This window comes from Listeria fleischmannii subsp. fleischmannii LU2006-1 (assembly GCF_000344175.1).
In the GTDB taxonomy this organism is placed as follows: Bacteria; Bacillota; Bacilli; order Lactobacillales; family Listeriaceae; genus Listeria; species Listeria fleischmannii.
This window is the reverse complement of the sequence record NZ_ALWW01000017.1, coordinates 1-19,107: the sequence shown is the minus strand read 5'-3', so window position 1 is coordinate 19,107 and position 19,107 is coordinate 1. Positions and strand designations below refer to the sequence as shown.

The 19,107-nt window shown below is 37.4% G+C and carries 20 protein-coding genes and 1 pseudogene; 7 read left to right on the top strand and 14 right to left on the bottom strand.

Annotated elements, in window-relative coordinates; translation table 11 throughout:
• Positions 1–10: 10 nt before the first annotated feature.
• Positions 11–514: an antibiotic biosynthesis monooxygenase family protein gene (locus LFLEISCH_RS06635; protein WP_007474585.1), complete on the top strand. Its 504-nt coding sequence runs from the start codon at positions 11–13 to the stop codon at positions 512–514.
• Between the two features lie 36 nt (positions 515–550).
• Here the strand turns inward: LFLEISCH_RS06635 and LFLEISCH_RS06630 are convergent, their stop codons facing one another.
• Together LFLEISCH_RS06630 and LFLEISCH_RS06625 are read right to left on the bottom strand one after the other, a co-directional pair.
• Positions 551–1,774 carry an ABC transporter permease gene (locus LFLEISCH_RS06630; RefSeq protein WP_007474583.1) on the bottom strand — a complete coding sequence of 408 codons (1,224 nt, stop codon included), beginning with the start codon at positions 1,772–1,774 and terminating at the stop codon, positions 551–553.
• Positions 1,758–2,510 carry an ABC transporter ATP-binding protein gene (locus tag LFLEISCH_RS06625; RefSeq protein WP_007474580.1) on the bottom strand — a complete coding sequence of 251 codons (753 nt, stop codon included), beginning with the start codon at positions 2,508–2,510 and terminating at the stop codon, positions 1,758–1,760. The genes LFLEISCH_RS06630 and LFLEISCH_RS06625 overlap by 17 nt, the downstream gene beginning before the upstream one ends.
• Before the next feature lie 173 nt (positions 2,511–2,683).
• Between LFLEISCH_RS06625 and LFLEISCH_RS06620 the strand changes: the two genes are divergently transcribed.
• The 4 genes from LFLEISCH_RS06620 to LFLEISCH_RS06605 all read left to right on the top strand — a co-directional run bounded on the left by LFLEISCH_RS06620 (position 2,684) and on the right by LFLEISCH_RS06605 (position 5,339).
• Positions 2,684–3,109 carry an HIT family protein gene (locus tag LFLEISCH_RS06620; RefSeq protein WP_007474578.1) on the top strand — a complete coding sequence of 142 codons (426 nt, stop codon included), beginning with the start codon at positions 2,684–2,686 and terminating at the stop codon, positions 3,107–3,109.
• Between the two features lie 41 nt (positions 3,110–3,150).
• Complete coding sequence (locus LFLEISCH_RS06615) at positions 3,151–3,513, top strand: YtxH domain-containing protein (RefSeq protein WP_007474576.1); 363 nt, start codon at positions 3,151–3,153, stop codon at positions 3,511–3,513.
• A gap of 280 nt (positions 3,514–3,793) precedes the next feature.
• Positions 3,794–4,333, top strand: a complete 540-nt coding sequence (locus LFLEISCH_RS06610) for a DUF3267 domain-containing protein (RefSeq protein ID WP_007474574.1) — start codon at positions 3,794–3,796, stop codon at positions 4,331–4,333.
• Between the two features lie 133 nt (positions 4,334–4,466).
• Entirely contained in the window at positions 4,467–5,339 is an 873-nt protein-coding gene (locus tag LFLEISCH_RS06605) for a peptidylprolyl isomerase (RefSeq protein ID WP_040504794.1), read from the top strand.
• A gap of 211 nt (positions 5,340–5,550) precedes the next feature.
• On the opposite strand, the gene yhaM is transcribed toward LFLEISCH_RS06605, so the two are convergent.
• The 5 genes from yhaM to LFLEISCH_RS06590 all read right to left on the bottom strand — a co-directional run bounded on the left by yhaM (position 5,551) and on the right by LFLEISCH_RS06590 (position 10,488).
• Positions 5,551–6,495 carry a 3'-5' exoribonuclease YhaM gene (yhaM, locus tag LFLEISCH_RS06600; protein ID WP_007474571.1) on the bottom strand — a complete coding sequence of 315 codons (945 nt, stop codon included), beginning with the start codon at positions 6,493–6,495 and terminating at the stop codon, positions 5,551–5,553.
• Positions 6,496–6,534: 39 nt separating this feature from the next.
• Positions 6,535–6,780 (bottom strand): ATP-binding protein, encoded by a 246-nt coding sequence (locus tag LFLEISCH_RS14655; protein ID WP_051057292.1) that lies wholly within the window; start codon positions 6,778–6,780, stop codon positions 6,535–6,537.
• A gap of 51 nt (positions 6,781–6,831) precedes the next feature.
• Positions 6,832–8,541, bottom strand: a complete 1,710-nt coding sequence (locus LFLEISCH_RS14650; RefSeq protein WP_051057291.1) for an ATP-binding protein — start codon at positions 8,539–8,541, stop codon at positions 6,832–6,834.
• 106 nt (positions 8,542–8,647) lie between these two features.
• Positions 8,648–9,262 (bottom strand): AAA family ATPase, encoded by a 615-nt coding sequence (locus LFLEISCH_RS14645; RefSeq protein WP_007474569.1) that lies wholly within the window; start codon positions 9,260–9,262, stop codon positions 8,648–8,650.
• Positions 9,259–10,488 carry a metallophosphoesterase family protein gene (locus tag LFLEISCH_RS06590; protein ID WP_007474567.1) on the bottom strand — a complete coding sequence of 410 codons (1,230 nt, stop codon included), beginning with the start codon at positions 10,486–10,488 and terminating at the stop codon, positions 9,259–9,261. Before LFLEISCH_RS06590 ends, LFLEISCH_RS14645 begins: the two co-directional genes overlap by 4 nt.
• A 137-nt stretch (positions 10,489–10,625) precedes the next feature.
• Here LFLEISCH_RS06590 and LFLEISCH_RS06585 point away from each other — a divergent pair, with 137 nt between their 5' ends.
• The gene (locus LFLEISCH_RS06585) at positions 10,626–11,081 is read left to right on the top strand and encodes an NUDIX hydrolase (protein WP_007474565.1); all 456 of its coding nucleotides are present in this window, start codon (positions 10,626–10,628) and stop codon (positions 11,079–11,081) included.
• 37 nt (positions 11,082–11,118) lie between these two features.
• Here the strand turns inward: LFLEISCH_RS06585 and LFLEISCH_RS06580 are convergent, their stop codons facing one another.
• The 7 genes from LFLEISCH_RS06580 to LFLEISCH_RS06550 all read right to left on the bottom strand — a co-directional run bounded on the left by LFLEISCH_RS06580 (position 11,119) and on the right by LFLEISCH_RS06550 (position 18,440).
• Positions 11,119–11,469 (bottom strand): YlbF/YmcA family competence regulator, encoded by a 351-nt coding sequence (locus LFLEISCH_RS06580; protein ID WP_007474563.1) that lies wholly within the window; start codon positions 11,467–11,469, stop codon positions 11,119–11,121.
• 63 nt (positions 11,470–11,532) lie between these two features.
• Entirely contained in the window at positions 11,533–12,666 is a 1,134-nt protein-coding gene (locus LFLEISCH_RS06575; protein ID WP_007474561.1) for a DUF445 domain-containing protein, read from the bottom strand.
• A gap of 88 nt (positions 12,667–12,754) precedes the next feature.
• Positions 12,755–14,116 (bottom strand): class II fumarate hydratase, encoded by a 1,362-nt coding sequence (gene fumC / locus LFLEISCH_RS06570; RefSeq protein WP_007474559.1) that lies wholly within the window; start codon positions 14,114–14,116, stop codon positions 12,755–12,757.
• A 30-nt stretch (positions 14,117–14,146) separates the two neighbouring features.
• Complete coding sequence (locus LFLEISCH_RS06565) at positions 14,147–14,935, bottom strand: ABC transporter permease (protein ID WP_007474558.1); 789 nt, start codon at positions 14,933–14,935, stop codon at positions 14,147–14,149.
• Positions 14,932–15,837 carry an ABC transporter ATP-binding protein gene (locus LFLEISCH_RS06560; protein ID WP_007474556.1) on the bottom strand — a complete coding sequence of 302 codons (906 nt, stop codon included), beginning with the start codon at positions 15,835–15,837 and terminating at the stop codon, positions 14,932–14,934. Before LFLEISCH_RS06560 ends, LFLEISCH_RS06565 begins: the two co-directional genes overlap by 4 nt.
• Entirely contained in the window at positions 15,834–16,037 is a 204-nt protein-coding gene (locus LFLEISCH_RS06555; RefSeq protein WP_007474553.1) for a PLD nuclease N-terminal domain-containing protein, read from the bottom strand. Before LFLEISCH_RS06555 ends, LFLEISCH_RS06560 begins: the two co-directional genes overlap by 4 nt.
• A 261-nt stretch (positions 16,038–16,298) precedes the next feature.
• Positions 16,299–18,440 (bottom strand): PBP1A family penicillin-binding protein, encoded by a 2,142-nt coding sequence (locus LFLEISCH_RS06550; protein ID WP_007474552.1) that lies wholly within the window; start codon positions 18,438–18,440, stop codon positions 16,299–16,301.
• Between the two features lie 253 nt (positions 18,441–18,693).
• Here LFLEISCH_RS06550 and LFLEISCH_RS16360 point away from each other — a divergent pair.
• Positions 18,694–19,107 (top strand): annotated as a pseudogene (locus LFLEISCH_RS16360) (low molecular weight phosphatase family protein); the annotation flags it as partial.

The following is a 19,107-nucleotide window of genomic DNA, read 5'->3' as shown; positions in this document are numbered from 1 at the left end:
GGTCAAGAACATGAAAAATATCTATATCACGTCTGGAACTGAGCATTATTTAAGACAAGTGTTAGAGGAGCACCCTACTCATTCCCTGCAACTTCTCCAAAATTACAGTAATGCGATAATTTTAGAAGAATCCGAAAATCCTACTGTATTAAAAGAAGCCGCAACGTATCGCCTACTCCAATCGCGCGGAGAAATGAAAGGTTATGGTTCTGTCACCTTTGAATACGTCATGGTGCGTGATGAAGAAATTCCAATCTTTTTAAAAATGTATCAAACGATTGTAAATATTTTATCTGATACGCGTGGTCTACAATGCATCCAACTTGGCCAATCCAAAACACAAAACAAGTTTCTTATTATAACATTTTGGGATTCTGAAAAATATTATCAAGCATGGAAAACAACTCCTTATCATGCAGAAGTCATTAAAATAATGGAAAAAAATAACTCACAAATTGGTTTTTCTCATATCGATACGTACCGGTTTCCGGAATTCAGTCACGATTTTAAATAATAAAAGTGCGGTAAGTTCAAGAACTTACCGCACTTTTTACGTATACATTTTTTTAACACGAAATGGAATATAAATAAAGGAAAATACAACTACAAAGGCAAGGTTAACACCGACAATAAGGAGTCCTCCGATGGTTCCATTTTGAGCGATGCCGATAATGCCAAATAGTAATGCTTGCGCGACAAGAAGTATCCGAATGAAGTGTATAAAACTACGTGTTCGGAAGGAATCTTGGATGGGATAAAGTTGCAGCATCATTTGTCCATCAAAATGTTTTAGCATTGGTATAAACTGAAAACCTGTTAAATAGATAAATAATAAAGAAATGATCATATTAAGATAAAAACCTTGAATAAAAATGAGCAATAATAGTGCGATAGCGGTTAATCGAGTGTATAAACCAATATATTCATTCGTGCGTACAAAAGTTCTGCTAAACAAATACGCAAATGTTTTACGTTTCGCATAAGGAATCGGTCTATAAAGAAAGTCTAAATAATTTCTACGTCTCACAGTCCCTTTCAAATGGGGGACATCTGTGAAAAGATTGACTAGCCGATAAAAACGATTCATGCGAGACTCTTCTTTTTCAATTAAATAATCCCAACGTAATGTTTTCCCTTTCGCTTTTAACAAAACTAAGTAAAAGGAGCTACCCAAAAGAACTAACACGACTGGAATCGTCCATAAAAGAGAAAAAGCGAGTAAGATATAAAAGCTTATAGCGCTTAAAATGACACGGAAAAACATCCATGTAGTATCAGGATTATCTAATTTTGCTACTTCAAACTGCGTATACGTATTCCAAAATTTAAGAATGAAAGCCATAATAAAAAGTGGGATAAATCGTGAATACGGGTAGCTCGTTACTGCGACATACATCGGCAAGGAAGCGAGTAAGATAATCGCAAAAATGTAGCTTTGCATCAAGCCACTTGTCCATTTTGCCTTTTTAAAATAGCGGCCCATTTCTTTTTCCTGCACAATAAGATAGACAGCATCTGGACGTTTTAAAAGGGTTGCGATACTTCCAAAACAAACCGCACTCGTAAGTAGAATAACCATGAGTGGCACCGCTGGGAAGCTAGGCGAAATATGTTTAACCCAATCTGCATAATAAAAAATGCCCGCACCGATACCAATAATTAAAACGAATAATAGATGATCGTTAAACATATAGCGGAGGTATTTATTTAACTCATCTGTATATGCGCTAAATCTTTCACGAAAAAGTACAGTGCTATCAAACCTCTTCTTCATCGCCGTCTTCTTCCTTCGTTAATTGGATATAAATTTCATCGAGAGATGCACCGCTCATCCCAAACTGTTCTTGCAACTCTTGAAGCGTCCCTTCTGCTCTTACTTCTCCGTGATGAAGAATAATAAAACTATCACAATATTTTTCTGCTGTCGCTAAAATATGTGTAGACATTAAAATACTTGCACCTTTATCACGCATTTCCCTAATCCATCCAAGTAAAGACTGAATACCTAGTGGATCGAGTCCTACAAAAGGCTCATCAATAATATATAATTTTGGTTCTACTAAAAAAGCCGACATAATCATAACTTTTTGTTTCATTCCTTTAGAAAAATGAGCGGGAAACCAGTTTAATTTTTTTTCTAAACGAAACTCTTTTAAAAGGGGTTGCATTCTTTTCTCGAATTCTTCTTCGCTAAGCCCGTAAGCCATCGCAGTTAATTCTAAATGTTCACGAAGCGTTAACTCCTCATACAATATAGGTGTTTCCGGAATGTAGGAAAACTGCGAACGATACATTTCCACATCATCGGTTAATTTATGACCATTAATTCGGATTTGTCCCATTTTAGGTTGCATTAATCCAGTGATATGTTTAATCGTTGTACTCTTACCAGCACCATTTAATCCAATAAGTCCGATAATTTGTTTTTCTTCAATTTTGAATGAAATATTTTTTAACACTGGCCGTTTCGTATATCCGCCAGTTAAATGTTCTACTTCAAGTAAGGGCATTGATTCAAAATCCTCCTTAAAAAATCTAATTAACATTTTGCTTACTTTTTATAATAGCATATTTGCTATTAAACTTCTCTTAATTATCTAGTTCTAAAACATGCTTTTCCTTTTTTTTTTATGGTAAATTAGAATAGTAGCACAATTATATACAAGGAAAGGTGGTATTGCATGTGGAAGATTGTATTTTCTGCAAAATTATAAATGGAGACATCCCCTCTGCAAAAATCTATGAAGATGATAAAGTTTATGCTTTTTTAGATTTAGGACAAGTGACAAAAGGCCATACACTCGTCATTCCCAAAAAGCATGCTCGAAATATGCTTGATTTAGACGAAGAAACGGCTTCTGAGCTTTATAAACGTGTTCCTAAAATTGCGAATGCTGTAAAAGAAGCTTACGCAGCTGATGGCATTAATATTTTAAATAATAATGAAGAAATTGCCTCACAAACTGTTTTTCATTGTCACGTCCACTTAATACCGCGCTATTCTAAAAATGATGATTTTGGTTTCAAGTGGAAAGATAATTCGAATACATACTCTCAGGAAGAATTTCTAAAACGCGCAGCAAAAATTAGCGCCTTGATTCCATCCTGATTTTAGCACCTACATTCAGAAATTTGTAAGGAGTGATTATTTTGGACAAAAAAGCTTTGATATTCGGTATACTCGCGGGAGCTGTTACAGGAGCCGCAACTTCCATTTTATTCGCACCGAAATCCGGTCGTGAATTGCGTCAAGATATTGTAGAAAAATCTGGTGAGGCTTCTGTTATTTTAAAGGAACTTGCTTATAATGCAAATGAGTTACTACAATCTGTACAAGTTTTAGGAACAGAAGGTAGTGCCCTAATTAAAGATGTTTCAAGTGATATTATGGACTCCGTTTCTAAATGGAATGAGGATATGGAGCCAGAAAAGAAACGCTTAAAAGATGAGATTAAGGATATGCAAAAAACGATTTCAGATTTAGAAAAGACACTTAAAAAAGATACCAAATAACTAAGAACCTCAGGCTGCTGACAAATGGTGAGATTCTAGGCAGAGCCGAGTACTGGAGCGAAGAGTACTCAAGTACGTGAGCACCAGAACGGAGGCAATAACAACGAAGATTGCCGTTTGTCAGAAGTCTGAAACCTCTCTTTTTATAAAGGGAGATTTTTTATTGTCAAAAAATCGTCATACTTCCATAAAAAATTTCAAAAAAGACTTGAAATAAAGTATTTGAGAGCATACAATACTATGGTATGTAAGCCCAATATTGAAATGGAGGCAATATTCAATGCGCTGTTTTAAGTCTGTTAACACAGAGCGCCGCGATGAATACAATCGTGTGATTTTAAAAAGTGTTCTTATTTGGTTTAGTGCGCTTTGTATTTTATTTTTAGTGCACAATTTCATCGTTCCTGGTGATTTTATACCAACTTACAATTTAATATTTATTCTAGGTCTAGTAATTATTTATCCTATGCATAAGGCGCTTCACGTTCTAGCTTTATTCCGTTATCGTGCTGGCCTTAAAATAGGATTTAAAAGACATTTTTATATTCTTCCTTGTTTGCAAGTGCGTCTGAAACAAATGGTTCCCATTAAACGATATGTTTTTTCACTTTTATTACCATTTTTTCTCATATTAGTAGGATTTATCATTCTCGCAATGTTTATCCCTATTTGGACCTCGCCATTCTTTCTAATTTTACTTTCAGTTCATATTGGAATGAGCTATCCAAGCTTTATTCAAGTCAACCACGTAAGGAAGTGTCCTAAAAATTGTTATGTGGAAGATGCAAAGAGTGGTTTTTCGATTTTAATCGCTGAATAATGTCAAAAAGTTTCATGAGAATATCATTAAATTTTTGACATATTCATAAATTGTGGAATAAAATGTGTTATGATACTATTTGTAAACAGGAGATATTTACAATCAACTAAGGAGAGTGTTTAGTTTAATGGAAATCAAAAAGAAAATGGCATTAGGAATTGTCTCTGCATTAGCAGTTGTTGGTTTAACAGCTTGTGGTAATGGTGGAGATGTCGTTAAAACTGACGACGGGAATGTAACAAAAGATGAGCTCTATGAAGCGATGAAAGATAAGTATGGTGCTCAAACTGTACAACAACTTACTTTTGAAAAAGTATTAGAAGACAAATATAAAGTATCCGATAAAGAAATCAACGCTGAAGTTAAAAAATATAAAGATCAATATGGTGATCAATTCTCATCTGTCCTTGCACAAAGTGGTTTAACAGAAGAGAGCTTCAAAGAAAACATTAAATATAACATGCTTGTAACAAAAGCTACTGAAGCTAACACAAAAACAGATGATAAAACATTAAAAGAGTACTACAAAACTTGGAAACCTGACATCACTGTAAGTCATATTCTTGTTGGTGATGAGAAAACAGCAAAAGAAATTGAAGCGAAATTAAAAGATGGCGCTAAATTTTCTGACCTTGCTAAACAGTACTCCACTGATACTGCAACAAAAGAAAATGGTGGTAAATTAGATGCTTTCGGACCAGGAAAAATGGATCCTGCATTTGAAAAAGCTGCTTATGCACTTAAAAACAAAGGCGATATTAGTGCACCTGTAAAATCTCAGTATGGTTACCATATTATCCAAATGGACGAACCAGCAAGCAAAACTACATTTGAAAAAGATAAAGCAAAAGTAAAAGAAGCTTATCTTGCATCTCAAGTAAACCAAGAAAATATGCAAAAAGCACTTAAAAAAGTTTACAAAGATGCTGGCATTAAAGTTGAAGATAAAGATTTAAAAGATGCTTTTAAAGATTATACATCTTCATCATCAAGCTCAAACAAATAAAATAACGTATAAGCAAAGATACGTCAAACCAAATAAAACGCACTTTTCTCTATTTGAAAGGTGCGTTTTTTGTATTTTATAAAATGTTTAAGTAGCCATCTATATCTCCATGAAACTCACGCAATTCATCTATCTTTATAACCCAAAACAAAATAGTTGATTTCCCATCCCATATTCAAAAAAACACACAGCCCCTTAGGCTATGTGTTTTCTAGACATCAAAACTTGGACGGTAAAACGAACGATTATCAAGACCAAAAATACGTTCTGAAAATTCGCCCGGTTTTGTATGGCGTAATGCTTTTTCCATCATATTCATCGAAGCATCCATTAAATCAATTTGATGCAAAATTTCTGCCTCCCGTACTAATGGAGGTTTAGGGCTACCCCATTCACCTTTCCCGTGATGAGCTAACAAGATATGTTTTAAAATGACCACTTCTTCGCCCTCTATATTTAGCTCTTCTGCCATTTTACTTACTTCTTCCACAACAATTGAAATGTGACCAATCAGATTGCCTTCTAGTGTATAGGTCGTTGAAACAGGTCCGGATAATTCAATCACTTTTCCCAAATCATGTAAAATAACACCCGCATAAAGCAAATCGCGATTCACACTTGGATAAAGGTCACTAATCGATTTTGCAAGTCGTAACATCGAAACAACATGATAGCTGAGGCCGGATACAAATTCATGATGGTGTCTTACCGCAGCCGGATAATCATAAAATTTATCTTGATATTTTTTGAGGAGCGAACGTGTAATTCGTTGTAAATTAGCGTTTTTCATTTCAAAAATATATTGCGTAATTTCTTCAGCCATCTCATCTTTATTTACCGGAGCCGTCTCCATAAATTCGCCTGCGCTAACATTATCAGCAGCAGTTGCCTTACGAATCTGGCGGATTTTCAATTGCTTTCTTCCCCTGTAATTTTGAATGTCCCCTGCAATATGAACAATATGCTCCGCAGCATAAGACGCTTCGTCCGACTCTGAAACATCCCAAAGTTTCGCTTCAAGTTCCCCGGATTTATCTTGTAAAACAAGACTTAAAAACGGCTTCCCATTACTGGCTGTTCCTTTTACACTAGATTTTATAAGTAAAAATAATTCAACACTTTCTCCGACATCAAATTCTAACAATTTTCTTTCCAATCATTTCGCCTACTTTCTGTCTATGCTTTCTACCTAAGTTTAGTATAGCATGAGTCTATCGTCAGGTGAAAAATATTTGCTAGCTTCCTCATGACATGTAAAGAAAATGACTTGATTGTTTGTCTTTTGGTAACGCAGTAACTCCATCATTAAATCGAGCCGCTTTTTATCAAAATTAACAAAACCATCATCAATCAAAATAGGAAACGGGTAATCACCGGCTATCATCTCAATCAAAGCAAAACGTAGGGCTAAATAAAGTTGCTCTTTTGTCGCCTGACTCAACTCTTCTGGCGTAAAAATAACCTGATCCGWATAACTTTGAATGCCGATATTTCAACCTCGCGAAATAGCGACCCCTTCAAAATAAATGCGTTTATAGCGCTGATGCGTAAGTTTTGAAAAATACGTAGAGGCAAATTGGAGCGCTTTAGGAAACTTTTCTTCTTGCAAATGGGTGACCGTTTTCTTCAAGATTTCATGCGCATTTTTTAAAACGAACCATTCCTCCGCAAGTTCCGTTAAATCCGTTTGTGCCAAATAAAACATTTGCTTTTGATTCGCGTAGACCCCGCCCTCTTCAAGACGTTCAATCTCATGTTTTAGTTCAGCCCTTTGCCGCTCTGAATCACGTCCCTTAGCGTCTAAATCAGCCATTTTTTGCTTCACTGAAAATTCTCGTTCCTTTAACTCAGCCAAATTTCGATAAGCCTCAAAACTTTCTGGATTTGGAAGTTCCGCTTCAATCAATAAAAGTCGCTCTCTTGCTTGCTCATATTCTTTTGCTAGAAGCCCCTTTTGCCTAAAATCTTCCTCCGAATGTGCGTCCGCTTGCGCCATCAAATTGTCCTTTTCTATTTTCAATCCACTTACATCGCGTTCCAGTAAATCAATTTGATTGTCAAGCTGTTCTAGCTTTTCTTCCCGCTTCGCAAAATTCGTTTGATTGTCCCTATACGAAATTAAATTTTGCCGTAAAATCGCCACGTGCTCCTCTTTTGAATTGACGTCCCCAGTAATAGCTGATAATTTTTCTTCCCATGAAGTAATCAACTTCTCCTTTTCAACCAACTGATTTCTAGTAACCGCCAAACTTTTTTGAAGCGCGATTTGCTCCTTCACTTCAGCCATATCTCTTAAAAAATCATTTTTTGGCTGCATCGAAAATTTTTCATAAAGCAAAGCTTGTTGTGCTTCTAAATTAGCCTTTTCCCCCGCCATTTCCTGAAGAAGTTCTTCGCTATGTGCTTTTTTATGAGCAATACTATCCATTTTCGCATATAATTGTTGCCATTTATCTCGGTAACGCTTTTGCTCCTCATAAACAAATGAATTTCCAGCGTTTTGAGGCCGATTTCTCATATAGAAAAATAACGCACTACAGCCAAATAAAAGCACCAAACCAAGCGTCCAAAACGAAGTAGTGAAAATCGCCATAACAATAGCGAGAAGTAGGGCAAAAGTGGAGAGTGGAAACATGAAATCTTCCCACCCACGTGATTTCACCGAGTGCGCAGAGCCCGCCCCCCATTCCTTTATAGGGAGCATAACTTGTTCTAAGCTATCAATTTCCTCCTGCACACTCTCCTCTTCTTTTTTAAAAAAAGTAAGTGTAAGCTCTTCCGTTTGAAAATCACTGTCTATTTCAGCCATGGCATGAACGATTTGTTCAACTTGTCGGTCCATGTTGCTGTTAAAACTTGGAACCGTATCCCCAAAATGAAGTGTCACTTGTTCCAATTGCTTTCGCTCTGTGTATCTAAGCTCCTGAAACGCCGCTTTACGCTCTTGATAAACCGGCCACATTTCAAGAAGCGATTCTATTTCCAAAGCTTCCGCCTTGTTTAAAATGACATCGTTTGAAAATGTAGGTTCTTCCAAAACTTTCTTGCGCTCTTGAAGTTGTAATAATTCATTTTCACGTTCACGCAACCGATTTATAAAGTGTTCAAGACGAATATTTCCATCTACCGGGAAATAAAAATCCTGTTTTGTTTTCTCTTGAAGCGTTTGCCATTCCGAATAAACGGGCCATTTGTCTTTCATCCACTCAAGATTTGAAAGCTCCCCGGCCAGTTTCTTCTGTTCATTAAATCTATTCTGCGATGCTTCATCTAGCTCGGTCAGCTCTGCCAGCAATGCAGCATAACTATCATTTTTTTGCTTTTGCTACAAGATAGGATTCATGAACTTTGTTTGTCTCTTGAATCGCCTGATTAATTTTAGGATTACGTCCACTTGGTTTAAACAGTTGATCCATTTGCTTTTCAAGTTGTTCAATTGCTTTTAGGAGCGTATCTGATCCAGATGTTCCCGTTGCGAGTAATTGTTTTTCAAACTCCGACTGTTTCATTTGGTGAACCTGTTGCAAACCGTGTATATCAAAGGAAAAAATAGCCTCATATGTATGTCGGTCCATCTCACCTAAAATTTCCGCTAACTTTTCTTCACCAAAAATAGCACCATTTTCGACTTGTACCGTTACATCTCCTGTTGCCTTTCCGCGTAGACGTTCGATTGTCACTGTACCAAGTTTCGTTTCCGTCAACGTTATTTTTCCACCATACGGACCTTTATTTTTAGGCTCCATACGCGGGATAGTGCTTTGCTTTGTAGGAAAACCAAATAAAATACTATGAATAAAAGCCATAATGGTTGACTTACCAGCCTCATTCCCACCATAAATAAGTTGAAAATCAGCTAATTGATTAAATTCTACATTAGACCATTTTCCGTAACCTAAAATTGAAATGGAAGAAATTTTCATTTTGACTCTCCTTCCACTTGATTTAAGATGGCGTCTACTTGTGCGGTCGCCTTTTTGACAATTTGTTCGCGCATTTCATCTGTTATATCAGGCAAAAATTTTCGAATGCCATTATGGAAATAAAGCGGCTCAATCGTTTTAAAGAACACTTCTTCCTTCTCTAATTCACTTACAGAGCGGTTCAATTCCGTTTGCAAAATACCTTCATTAAACCAATCTTTAGACGCGGTTTCCATATTTACAAAAGTGATCTTATTAACCCAAATAAACGGCGTTTCAACTGTGCGTCCATCTTGAAGCATTTGTAGCCATTCTTCATGTGGAATTTGCTTTTTGCCGGCTAGGCGTACTTCAATATCTAAAATATACGATTTACTCTGATTTTCAAATTGCGACAATGCTTCTTCTAATTTTCGAAAAAGGGCATTGTTTGATAAATCTTCAGTAAAAACAAGTTCGATGCTTTCCCAAACAATTGGAGCTGTTTCAAAAAAATCGAAATGTGCACCAAATTCATTTAGTGTAACAATAGTTCCCCCTTTTCCCCCAGATTCTTTACGATTTCGCCCTTGAATAATGCCGGGATAATAAACGCCCGGATTTTCATGTAGCACTTCGCGTTTATGAATATGGCCAAGCGCCCAGTAATCAAAACCTTTTCGAGTAATTTCTTCTAAACGAAACGGAGCGTATACATCATGCTCACTCGATTTCGTAAGTTCTGACCCGTGCAAAAGCGCAATATGAAAATCGGCATGACCATCTGGCACATATTCGGCTGTTCTGTTCTCTAAAATATGCCGCGAACCATAACTAAATCCGTATATTTTCGAAGTCCGCCCGTCACGGCCTTCCCATGTCACATGGCTTACTTTTTCGTCAAATGTGTGGACATTTTCTGGCAAGAGAATCAGATCTTTTCCTTTTTCTAAAAAATCGTGGTTTCCATGAATTAAAAACACGTCAATTTCGGCTTCTTGCAGCCGTTTCATTTCTTTATAAAATTGAACTTGTGCTTTAATGCTCCGGTCTTCTTTGTCATATATATCTCCCGAAATGAGGACAAAATCGACTTTTTCGGCTATCGCCCGTTTCGTAATCGCTTGAAAAGAACGGTAGCTCGCTTCTTTAATTTGTTCGTAAATAGCTCTCGGAAGGGACTTCAAACCGATAAAAGGACTATCTAAATGCAAATCTGCAATATGTAAAAATTTTATTTCTGTCATTTTATCCACCTCCAAAAACGAATGTATGTTCTAATTATACCTAGAATGATTTTTTTTCGCAAGTCCTGCCAGAGCCCTATTTTAATAAAGTAAAGTTGTGCTACAATAAACATAGTCATATGGATGGAGGGGTTTTTATGGGAAACTGGAATCGTACATTTAACATTTACGGTTTATACATACACAAACAGCATATTTTAGTTGTACTTCGCGAGAGTGGACCGTTTATGCATAAATATGATTTGCCAGGTGGTAGCGTTTTAGAGGATGAAATGTTAGATGATGCGCTAAAGCGACACCTTAGTTCGTATCACGTTTTTCCTGAAGCTAAAAGAAGCCTTGGAACATTTGATTTCCTAGTCGCACATGACATGAACGGGAAACGCTTGCTCCATCAAATTTGCGCCCTCTATCTTGTCGATTTAAATTTCGAAAAAGATACGGCTGTGCCACTTATTTTTGAGGCTACAAAAAAAGAGCCTAAAAAATATAAATTTCTTTCCTTCGATAAAATAAGCGCACAAACGGCTTCTCCTATTTTAGTAAAAGCAAAAGAACTGGCACTTGAATTAGAAGCACAGTCCTTTCTATAAATAAAAAAAGTGACTAGGAATCGCCTAGTCACTTTTTTTATTGTTCCACTTCGTATAAATCTTGAAGTGGCGTCATGATGATACGGTTTAAATCATTAATAATGGTACTCATCGCTTGCTCTTTTTCCATAAGCGAAATGATTAATTCGTTTTGTTGCACTTCCTCAGCTACTTTTTGTGCCACATCAACAGTTTCATCATCAATGGGTTGTCCCGTCATTTGTTTTTCTTGAATGGTTACTTGGATTTCACGAAAACGATTGAATTTTGTTTTAGCTTCCTCATCTGCGTTTACATTTTTGTATGCTTCTTGTAAGCTTTTAAACTCGTTTGTTTCACGAATACCTTTGTCTAAATCATGTGCTAAATCATAAATATTTTCGCTCATTATAAATCCTCCAAAAATAGTTTATTTCTTCTTAACTAACTATAACAAAAGTCTTTGGGCTTGTCACATCCAAATCGCTAACACGCCTTGAATAATTCCAATAAAACTTCCTAAAACCCCACCAAGATAGGTAATCATTTTAAGCTCACGCCCCGAAATATCAATCACAATCGCTTCAACCTCTTCTAAAGAAAAAGTCTCAATTTGTTTTTCAATAAGACTAGAAATATCGAGTCGTTTCATGATATCAGCACTATGGCTTGCGATAAACTCAAGCAAACGAAGTGTAGCATAAGGAATAATATTGGCTACAATTTGCGTTTCATATTTCTTTAAATTTTCCTGAATTGGCTTATTCAACCATTTTTCCGATTGTAAAAAAGTTATGCTTTCTCGCCTAATTTGCTCCACCAACTGTTTTTTCTTATCCAGCGCTAAAACCTCTTGCAATTTTTTGGTAAAAACATGGTCAAGCTCTGTTTCACACAAATGTAGAATCATTTGTTCCGTTTCTGGCTGTGTTAGCATTTTTGCTAGTTCTTGTTGCGCTTTTTCCGTTAACGATTCGATGTTTAGCATCATTTTAGCGAAACTGCCCATTTTACCATGCTCCGTAAAAAATTTATCGAGCATAATGTGGATTTGCGCTTTACCTGCGTCACTTAAAACGTAGGTCTTAACACGCTCTATTCCCATTTCTGTCATACTAGGCAGATGTTTTCGTATACTTTCTTTTAAAGCAGTGGGAACAAATTGTTGTAGTTCTACTTCTTTTTTTTCTTCTAAAAAACGAGTGAGTTCTTGTTCTATTTTATCCGCGACCCACTGAATTAGCCTTTCCTTGCCACCTTTAAATCCGGCTAGTTCAGCTAGCTCATCAGGCGTTGTTTGCAAACTCATTTTTTCTTCAAATAATTGTTGTATGGTTAAAGTTACTTCTTTTTGAAGTGCCGCGTCTTCTAGCTTGCGCTTAATCATGTCACCTGTTAGTAAATGCTCGACAATAACTTCACCAATTTTTTTTGCGAGCTCATCTCGCCTTTTGGGAATGAGTCCAGGCGTAAAAGGTACACGCCATTTCCCAATATATTTCGCCTCAAATGGTCTAAAAAGCATCCGAATCGCAATGAAATTCGTCATTGCTCCGATAAAACCACCGATAAGCGCCATTAATATAATTGAAACCAAAATTTGCATGTTTGCACCATCCTTTAAAGTGGTTTTATTATACGCGAAAATTCCCCGAGCAACAATATTTCTCGAGGAATTTCATTCTAAAGTATGATTAAAGATTGGTCATTTTATGTGGATCAACCCAGCTATCGAATTGTTCTTCTGTCACATAACCAGATGAAATGGCTGAAACGCGTAAAGTCGTCCCATTTTCATGGGCAGCTTTCGCAATTTCCGCTGCTTTTTCGTACCCAATATGCGGATTTAAAGCTGTTACAAGCATGAGTGAGTTTTCAAGTTTATCTTGGATAATCGCTTCATTCGCTTGCAAACCATCTAAGCAGTGAATTCGAAATGACCTCATTCCATCCGTCAGCAAGCGGACAGACTCTAAAAAGTTATCAATAATTACTGGTTTATAGACGTTTAATTCCAGATTACCTTGACTACTCGCTACATTAATGGTCGTATCATTTCCCATAACTTGTGCCGCCACCATAGTTAGTGCCTCACATTGCGTAGGATTGACTTTCCCTGGCATGATGGAGCTTCCAGGTTCATTTTCAGGGATACGAATTTCCCCTATTCCACTTCTAGGACCGCTAGCTAAAAAACGAATATCATTCGCTATTTTCATTAAATCAGATGCAAGTGCACGAATAGCCCCGTGCACATAATTAATCGGACTGTGGCTTTGAAGGGCAAAGAACTTATTTTCATCCGAAATGAATGGAAAACCTGTTAATCTTTTTAGTTCAGAAGCTACATCATTACCAAAGTTTTCTGGTGCATTAATGCCCGTCCCGACTGCTGTGCCGCCAATTGCTAGTGCGCATAATGAAACGCTACTTTCCTCAATAAAACGTTTGGCATTTTTAATCATCGCCTCATACCCGCTAATTTCCTGACCGAGCGTAAGCGGGGTCGCATCTTGTAAGTGCGTGCGCCCGATTTTAACAAGCTGCCAGTAAGCTTCTTTCTTTTCTTTTAAAATGGCTTGAAATTTATCTAACTCCGGCAAAAGTTTCTTATGTATCGCTTTATACGCTGCAATATGCATCACAGACGGAAATGTATCATTGGAACTTTGTGACATATTGACATCATCATTTGGGTGAACCATAACACCTTTTTCGCGTGAAACAAAAGCCACAACCTCATTTACATTCATATTCGTTTGCGTACCGCTCCCCGTCTGGAAAACAACAAGCGGGAAATGTTCGTCAAGCTCGCCGTTTAAAATGCGATCACAAGCAAAACCAATGGCCTTTTCTTTGTCTAAATCTAGTTTCCCGCAAGCCGCATTGACGGTCGCGCAAGCCTTTTTAAGTAGCGCGAAGGCATCAATCACCTCAAGCGGCATACGTTTCTCACCAATTTTAAAATTTTGTCTGCTTCGCTCTGTTTGCGCGCCCCAAAATTTACTTGCCTCTACAGAAATTTCGCCAAATGAATCCTTTTCAATTCTCTCCACAATCCTCACCTCGAAAATAGTATAGCATATTTAATGATTTTCGACTTGCAGTGGTTTTTGGCGCATAACAAGAAGTGTCAAGCTAAATAAAATAACTAAATAGACGATGGTAAGCGCTAAAGAAACATAAAACCATTCTAAAACCTGTCCATTTGTTAAAAATTGGGCCGCACTTTTACTTAAATAGGCCGGACTAAGCGCAAGCCATTTTGAATTAAGCGCGTTTAGTGCAGTAAGAATAATTGCAAAAACTACCGCAATACTTGCAACCGCCGCGCTACTTTTAAAGAAAGCACTTGCCAAGATGACAATGCCTACGACAAAACAAAACCAGACAACGTACATCAAAAAGGCAAGAATCACTCGTTTTAAACTTAAATCTCCAAAAAGAAGAATGGTGTAGTATGCGGACAAAGCGTACCCAAAGAGAAGGACGCAAAATGCAGTCATAAACTGGCTCATCCACTTGGCCATCACATAGCTACGGAGTTCAACGGGTCTTGTCATAATAAACGCTAGCATGCCACTATTACGATCTGAGAGAATGACTCCCATTGCGGCAACTGCAAAAATAATAATCCCTAGTTGGTCATACTGTGAGGACAATGTTTGGCCTAGAATGACTTCTGGCGTTGTAGGGCCCATCATTTGAACGAGCGCGTCTGCATCTTGAACGCCTCCCACTGCCTTTAAAATTTCAGGTAAAAATTTCACAAGAAGCGGCTGTGTTAAACCTAGAATCGCAAAAACTATAGGCAACCAGATGACTTTTAAATTGCGTCTCATTTCAAGCCATTCTTTGACAAGAAGTGCATTCATTCGCTCACCTTCTTCATAAAAATTTGCTCAAGCGTCTCGTGTACATTCATAAATCGCACCACTTCAAGATGTTTTGCCGCGAGTGATTGCAATAAAAAGTCGCTCATAGACGCCTTATCTTTTACTTCAAAGCGATAAACAGTACCTTTTTTTTCAGAAAACAAAATGTTAGAGTGTTGGCTTACTTCCGCATACCACTCACCCTCTTCGCCTGTAAGTTCAATTTCAAAAACATTCGTACTTGCCTCTTTTAAAAGCGTTTCAAGTGGCTTATCAAGTACGATTTCACCTTTTTTTATCATCGTAATATGGTCACAAATTTCAGCCGCATCCGCCAAAATATGGGTCGAAAATAAAATGGTCGTCTCTGATTTGAGCTTTTCAATCAACCTAATCACTTCCAAACGGCCAATTGGGTCTAACGCCGAGACGGGTTCATCCATAACGAGCAGTTTTGGACGATGTAAAATGGCTTGGGCAATCCCTAAACGCTGGCGCATTCCGCCTGAAAATCCACTAATTCGTTTGGCGGATTCTTTTTCTAATCCAACAAGCGCTAAAACCTCTGGAATTCGTTCGTTTAAATCGGTTTGACTCATTTTGGATAATTTCCCCATAAAATTCAAACATTCTTTAGCTGTCATCCAACCATAAAAATGCGGATATTGTGGTAAATAGCCAATTAAATTTTTCAAATGCCGAACTTGCTTTCCGTCTAGTAAAATCTCGCCACTGTCTGGTTTTAAAATTTGCACAAGCATATTAATTAGCGTCGTTTTGCCAGCTCCGTTTGGGCCGATTAAAGCGAGGCACGATCCGTCCGGAACAACTAAACTTACATTTCGCACAGCTTTTTGCGCGCCAAAATGCTTTGATAAATTTTGAATGCGGAGTTCTGTCATTTAAACTCCTCTTTTCGTCCAAAAATAAAATATGCAACTGGTCCGATAATATTAATAACACAAACGACAATAAGCCAAATAATTGGGTTTTTCCGTATGTTCCAATGTCTAATTAAATCAACAAGTGCTGTAACAAGTAAAGCAAGGTATAAGATAAGAATCGGTAAAATAAGAGCAAAATCAATGCCTGCAATTTCCATATTAAACACTCCTTTTCTGTTATATATATTGTATAACAGATAACACTTATAGTCAATCACAGAAAAAAAGATGGAGCGGGAGCTCCATCTCAAACTGCTCTCAAACGGCAATCTTCACCGTTTGTGCCTCCGTGCCGGTGTTTAAGTACTTCAGTACGCTCTGCTTCGGTACAGAGACTCTGCCTAGAATCTCACCATTTGAGAGCAGCCTGATTTTGGTGAGAACCGTTTTGTTTTGCGTAAAACTTTGAGTTTTTCTATTTACCAAGAGCCAATCCAGTTGCCAATACCATCTTTCACTTTGCCACCAAATTCAATGACTTTTCCAGCGCCTTTTTCGATGGCATCACCAGCATCATTCGCTTTATCTTTTACAGTATTCCAGAAATCAGTTTTTTCGGCCTCTTGCTGTTTTTCCTCTTGTTGTTTGGCCTTTGTTTCTTGTGCTGCACTTTTTGTATCAAAATCTTTTGGCGTTTGATAACGAAGACCACTCTTCATTACATAGTGCGCTAAATTGGCAACGCCTTGTGAGCTTGTGGTTTTCAGATAGTGGTTTTCATCCGTTTTATCAAATCCAATCCAAACAGCGCCAACTAAATCCGGCGTGTATCCTACAAACCACTGGTCTTTTGTTCCATTTTTATCATCAAACGGAACTTGCGTCGAACCTGTTTTTCCTGCCATTTCATATCCTGCTACAGCAGCGTTTGTTCCTGTCCCGCTGTTCACAACATCAAGGAGCATGGAGGTCATCGAATTCGATGTTTTTTCCGAAATAATTCGTTTAGTTTCTGGAACATGTTCATAAATCGTATTTCCAGAAGGATCGACAATTTTACTAATAATATAGCCTTTATCTGGTTTTACACCTTTGTTTGCAAAAGTGGCGTATGCTGTAGCCATTTCAACTGGTGAAGCTCCTTTGCTTAATCCGCCAAGAGCTAGGCCAAGCGTATCATCACTATCCTCAAGCGGAATACCAAACTCTTCCGAGGACTTCACGCCTTTTTTAATTCCGATTTGATCAAGTAACCATACTGCCGGTGCATTAATTGATTTTGCCACGGCTTCATACATAGGGACTTCGCCTTGATAATAACCACCCACATTTGTTGGTGTATAGTTTCCTTTATAAGTGGTTTTTTCATCTTTTAGCATATCATCTACTTTCCATCCCGCTTCAAGCGCTGGAACGTAAACTGCTAGTGGTTTCATCGTAGAACCTGGTTGAGCTTTCATCTGAGTCGCACGGTTAAATCCTCGGAAAGTATGCTCGCCTCGGCCACCCACTAACGCCCGAATTCCACCCGTTTCAGGATTCATTAATACTGCTCCTGATTGAACAAGTGTCCCGTCTGCGGCATTTTGCGGAAACAGACTATTATCACTATATGTGCCTTCTAATGATGTTTGATAATTTTGATCAAGTTCTGTATAAATTTGATAACCTTTTTTCATAATCTCATCTTGCGTAACGTCTGCTTCATTCACAGCTTCATTAATGACAGCATCAATGTACCATGGATATTTATTAGCAAGTGGATCTTTCGCTTTATTTGTAAGTGCAATTTGCGTGGCGCTATATGTTTTATACTCCGCCTCCGTAATCTTACCATTTTCCTTCATCGCTTTTAAAACCATATTTCTACGGTTCGTTGCTTTGTCTAAATGCTTATAAGGATCATAGGCACTAGGCGCTTGAAGTAAACCGGCAATTGTTGCGGCTTCTGGGATATTTAAATCGGCTGCGCTTTTACCGAAATATTTTTTTGATGCATTTTCCACGCCCCATTCGCCATTTCCAAAATAAGAGCGATTTAAATACATCTCTAAAATTTCATCTTTCGAATACGTTCTTTCGATTTCTCGTGCCATAAAGAGTTCTTTTGCTTTTCGCGTAAAGGTTTGTTCTTGAGTCAGCAATGCGTTTTTAGCAAGTTGCTGCGTAATGGTACTTCCTCCACCCGTTATTCCACCTGTTGAAACAAGGCCAAACGCTGAACGCATAATCCCTTTTATATCAAATCCATTATGTTCATAAAATTTACGATCTTCAATGGAAACAACTGCATTTTGCACGTTCTTTGAAATTTTATCAATTTTTACAAACGTTGCATCGGTTGAGGAAAGCTCCCCAGCCTTATCCCCGTCTTTATCATAAATAATGGTAGCTGTTTCAAGTCCCTTTTTAAGCGCGTCAATATCTGCTGATTTGGCTACAATCGTCAAGTAACCGATAAATCCTAAAATGGCTAATAAAATAGTTAAAATAATAATTTTAATCACATGACGATTTTTCATAAAGCGCCTAAATTTGCGCCATCCAATACCAAGCCACTTCCAGATAAAGCTGAAAAATTGTTTGAAATACTTCACAATCAGCTGCTTAAAATTTTCCAAATTTATCTCCTAACTTTCTCTAATTAATTTATCCACGCAAAAGTACACGGGAATATGATTATTTTACGCTATATTCCAATTTTTTTCTACCTTCTTAAGCCTTATTTTTACTTCGCAAAAAAACTCGCCATAACATTGTCACAATTCTATGGAAGATTTTCTTGGAAATTATGTTTCTAAACACGAAAAAAGGGTACTTTTACATTATTGCTAGATAATTCTATTCAGAGTGATTGTAGAAAGGATTTGGAACATGGCTCACAAGCTTATTTATTTTTTGTCACAATCGCATATTCGTAGCAGCATTGCACATGCCTGGGCAAAGAAACTACCGCTTCGTGATGTCACTTTCATAAGCGGTTCTTGGTCAAAAGCGAGGGATACCAATTTTGTAAATGATGTTCTTCATGAATTTTCCATGGAAGCACCAAACAGTTTTCCTATACGCCAAGCCAAAAGTTACTTGAAGACGCAGATTTAATTGTGACAATATACGATTCTACACATGAAATTGCGCCCCATTTCCCTGATACTTTTAATAAAAAAAGTGGTGTACTGGGATATTGAAGATCCTGAATGCATAAGTGAATTGCCGACAAAATGGGCGCACTACCAGGAAGTGTGTGATATAATTGCACTTTCGGGTGAAACAATTAAAAAAGCTTTT

Bases quoted from the DNA above. Each gene is read 5' to 3' on its own strand.
- LFLEISCH_RS06565 (WP_007474558.1), bottom strand. From the start codon at position 14,935: ATGAATGCACTTCTTGTCAAAGAATGGCTTGAAATGAGACGCAATTTA.
- LFLEISCH_RS06560 (WP_007474556.1), bottom strand. From the start codon at position 15,837: ATGACAGAACTCCGCATTCAAAATTTATCAAAGCATTTTGGCGCGCAA.
- LFLEISCH_RS06580 (WP_007474563.1), bottom strand. From the start codon at position 11,469: ATGAGCGAAAATATTTATGATTTAGCACATGATTTAGACAAAGGTATT.
- LFLEISCH_RS06635 (WP_007474585.1), top strand. From the start codon at position 11: ATGAAAAATATCTATATCACGTCTGGAACTGAGCATTATTTAAGACAA.
- LFLEISCH_RS06555 (WP_007474553.1), bottom strand. From the start codon at position 16,037: ATGGAAATTGCAGGCATTGATTTTGCTCTTATTTTACCGATTCTTATC.
- LFLEISCH_RS06625 (WP_007474580.1), bottom strand. From the start codon at position 2,510: ATGCCCTTACTTGAAGTAGAACATTTAACTGGCGGATATACGAAACGG.
- LFLEISCH_RS14645 (WP_007474569.1), bottom strand. From the start codon at position 9,262: ATGAAAATTTCTTCCATTTCAATTTTAGGTTACGGAAAATGGTCTAAT.
- LFLEISCH_RS06585 (WP_007474565.1), top strand. From the start codon at position 10,626: ATGGGAAACTGGAATCGTACATTTAACATTTACGGTTTATACATACAC.
- LFLEISCH_RS14650 (WP_051057291.1), bottom strand. From the start codon at position 8,541: ATGAAAGACAAATGGCCCGTTTATTCGGAATGGCAAACGCTTCAAGAG.
- LFLEISCH_RS06575 (WP_007474561.1), bottom strand. From the start codon at position 12,666: ATGCAAATTTTGGTTTCAATTATATTAATGGCGCTTATCGGTGGTTTT.
- LFLEISCH_RS06610 (WP_007474574.1), top strand. From the start codon at position 3,794: ATGCGCTGTTTTAAGTCTGTTAACACAGAGCGCCGCGATGAATACAAT.
- LFLEISCH_RS06630 (WP_007474583.1), bottom strand. From the start codon at position 1,774: ATGAAGAAGAGGTTTGATAGCACTGTACTTTTTCGTGAAAGATTTAGC.
- LFLEISCH_RS06590 (WP_007474567.1), bottom strand. From the start codon at position 10,488: ATGACAGAAATAAAATTTTTACATATTGCAGATTTGCATTTAGATAGT.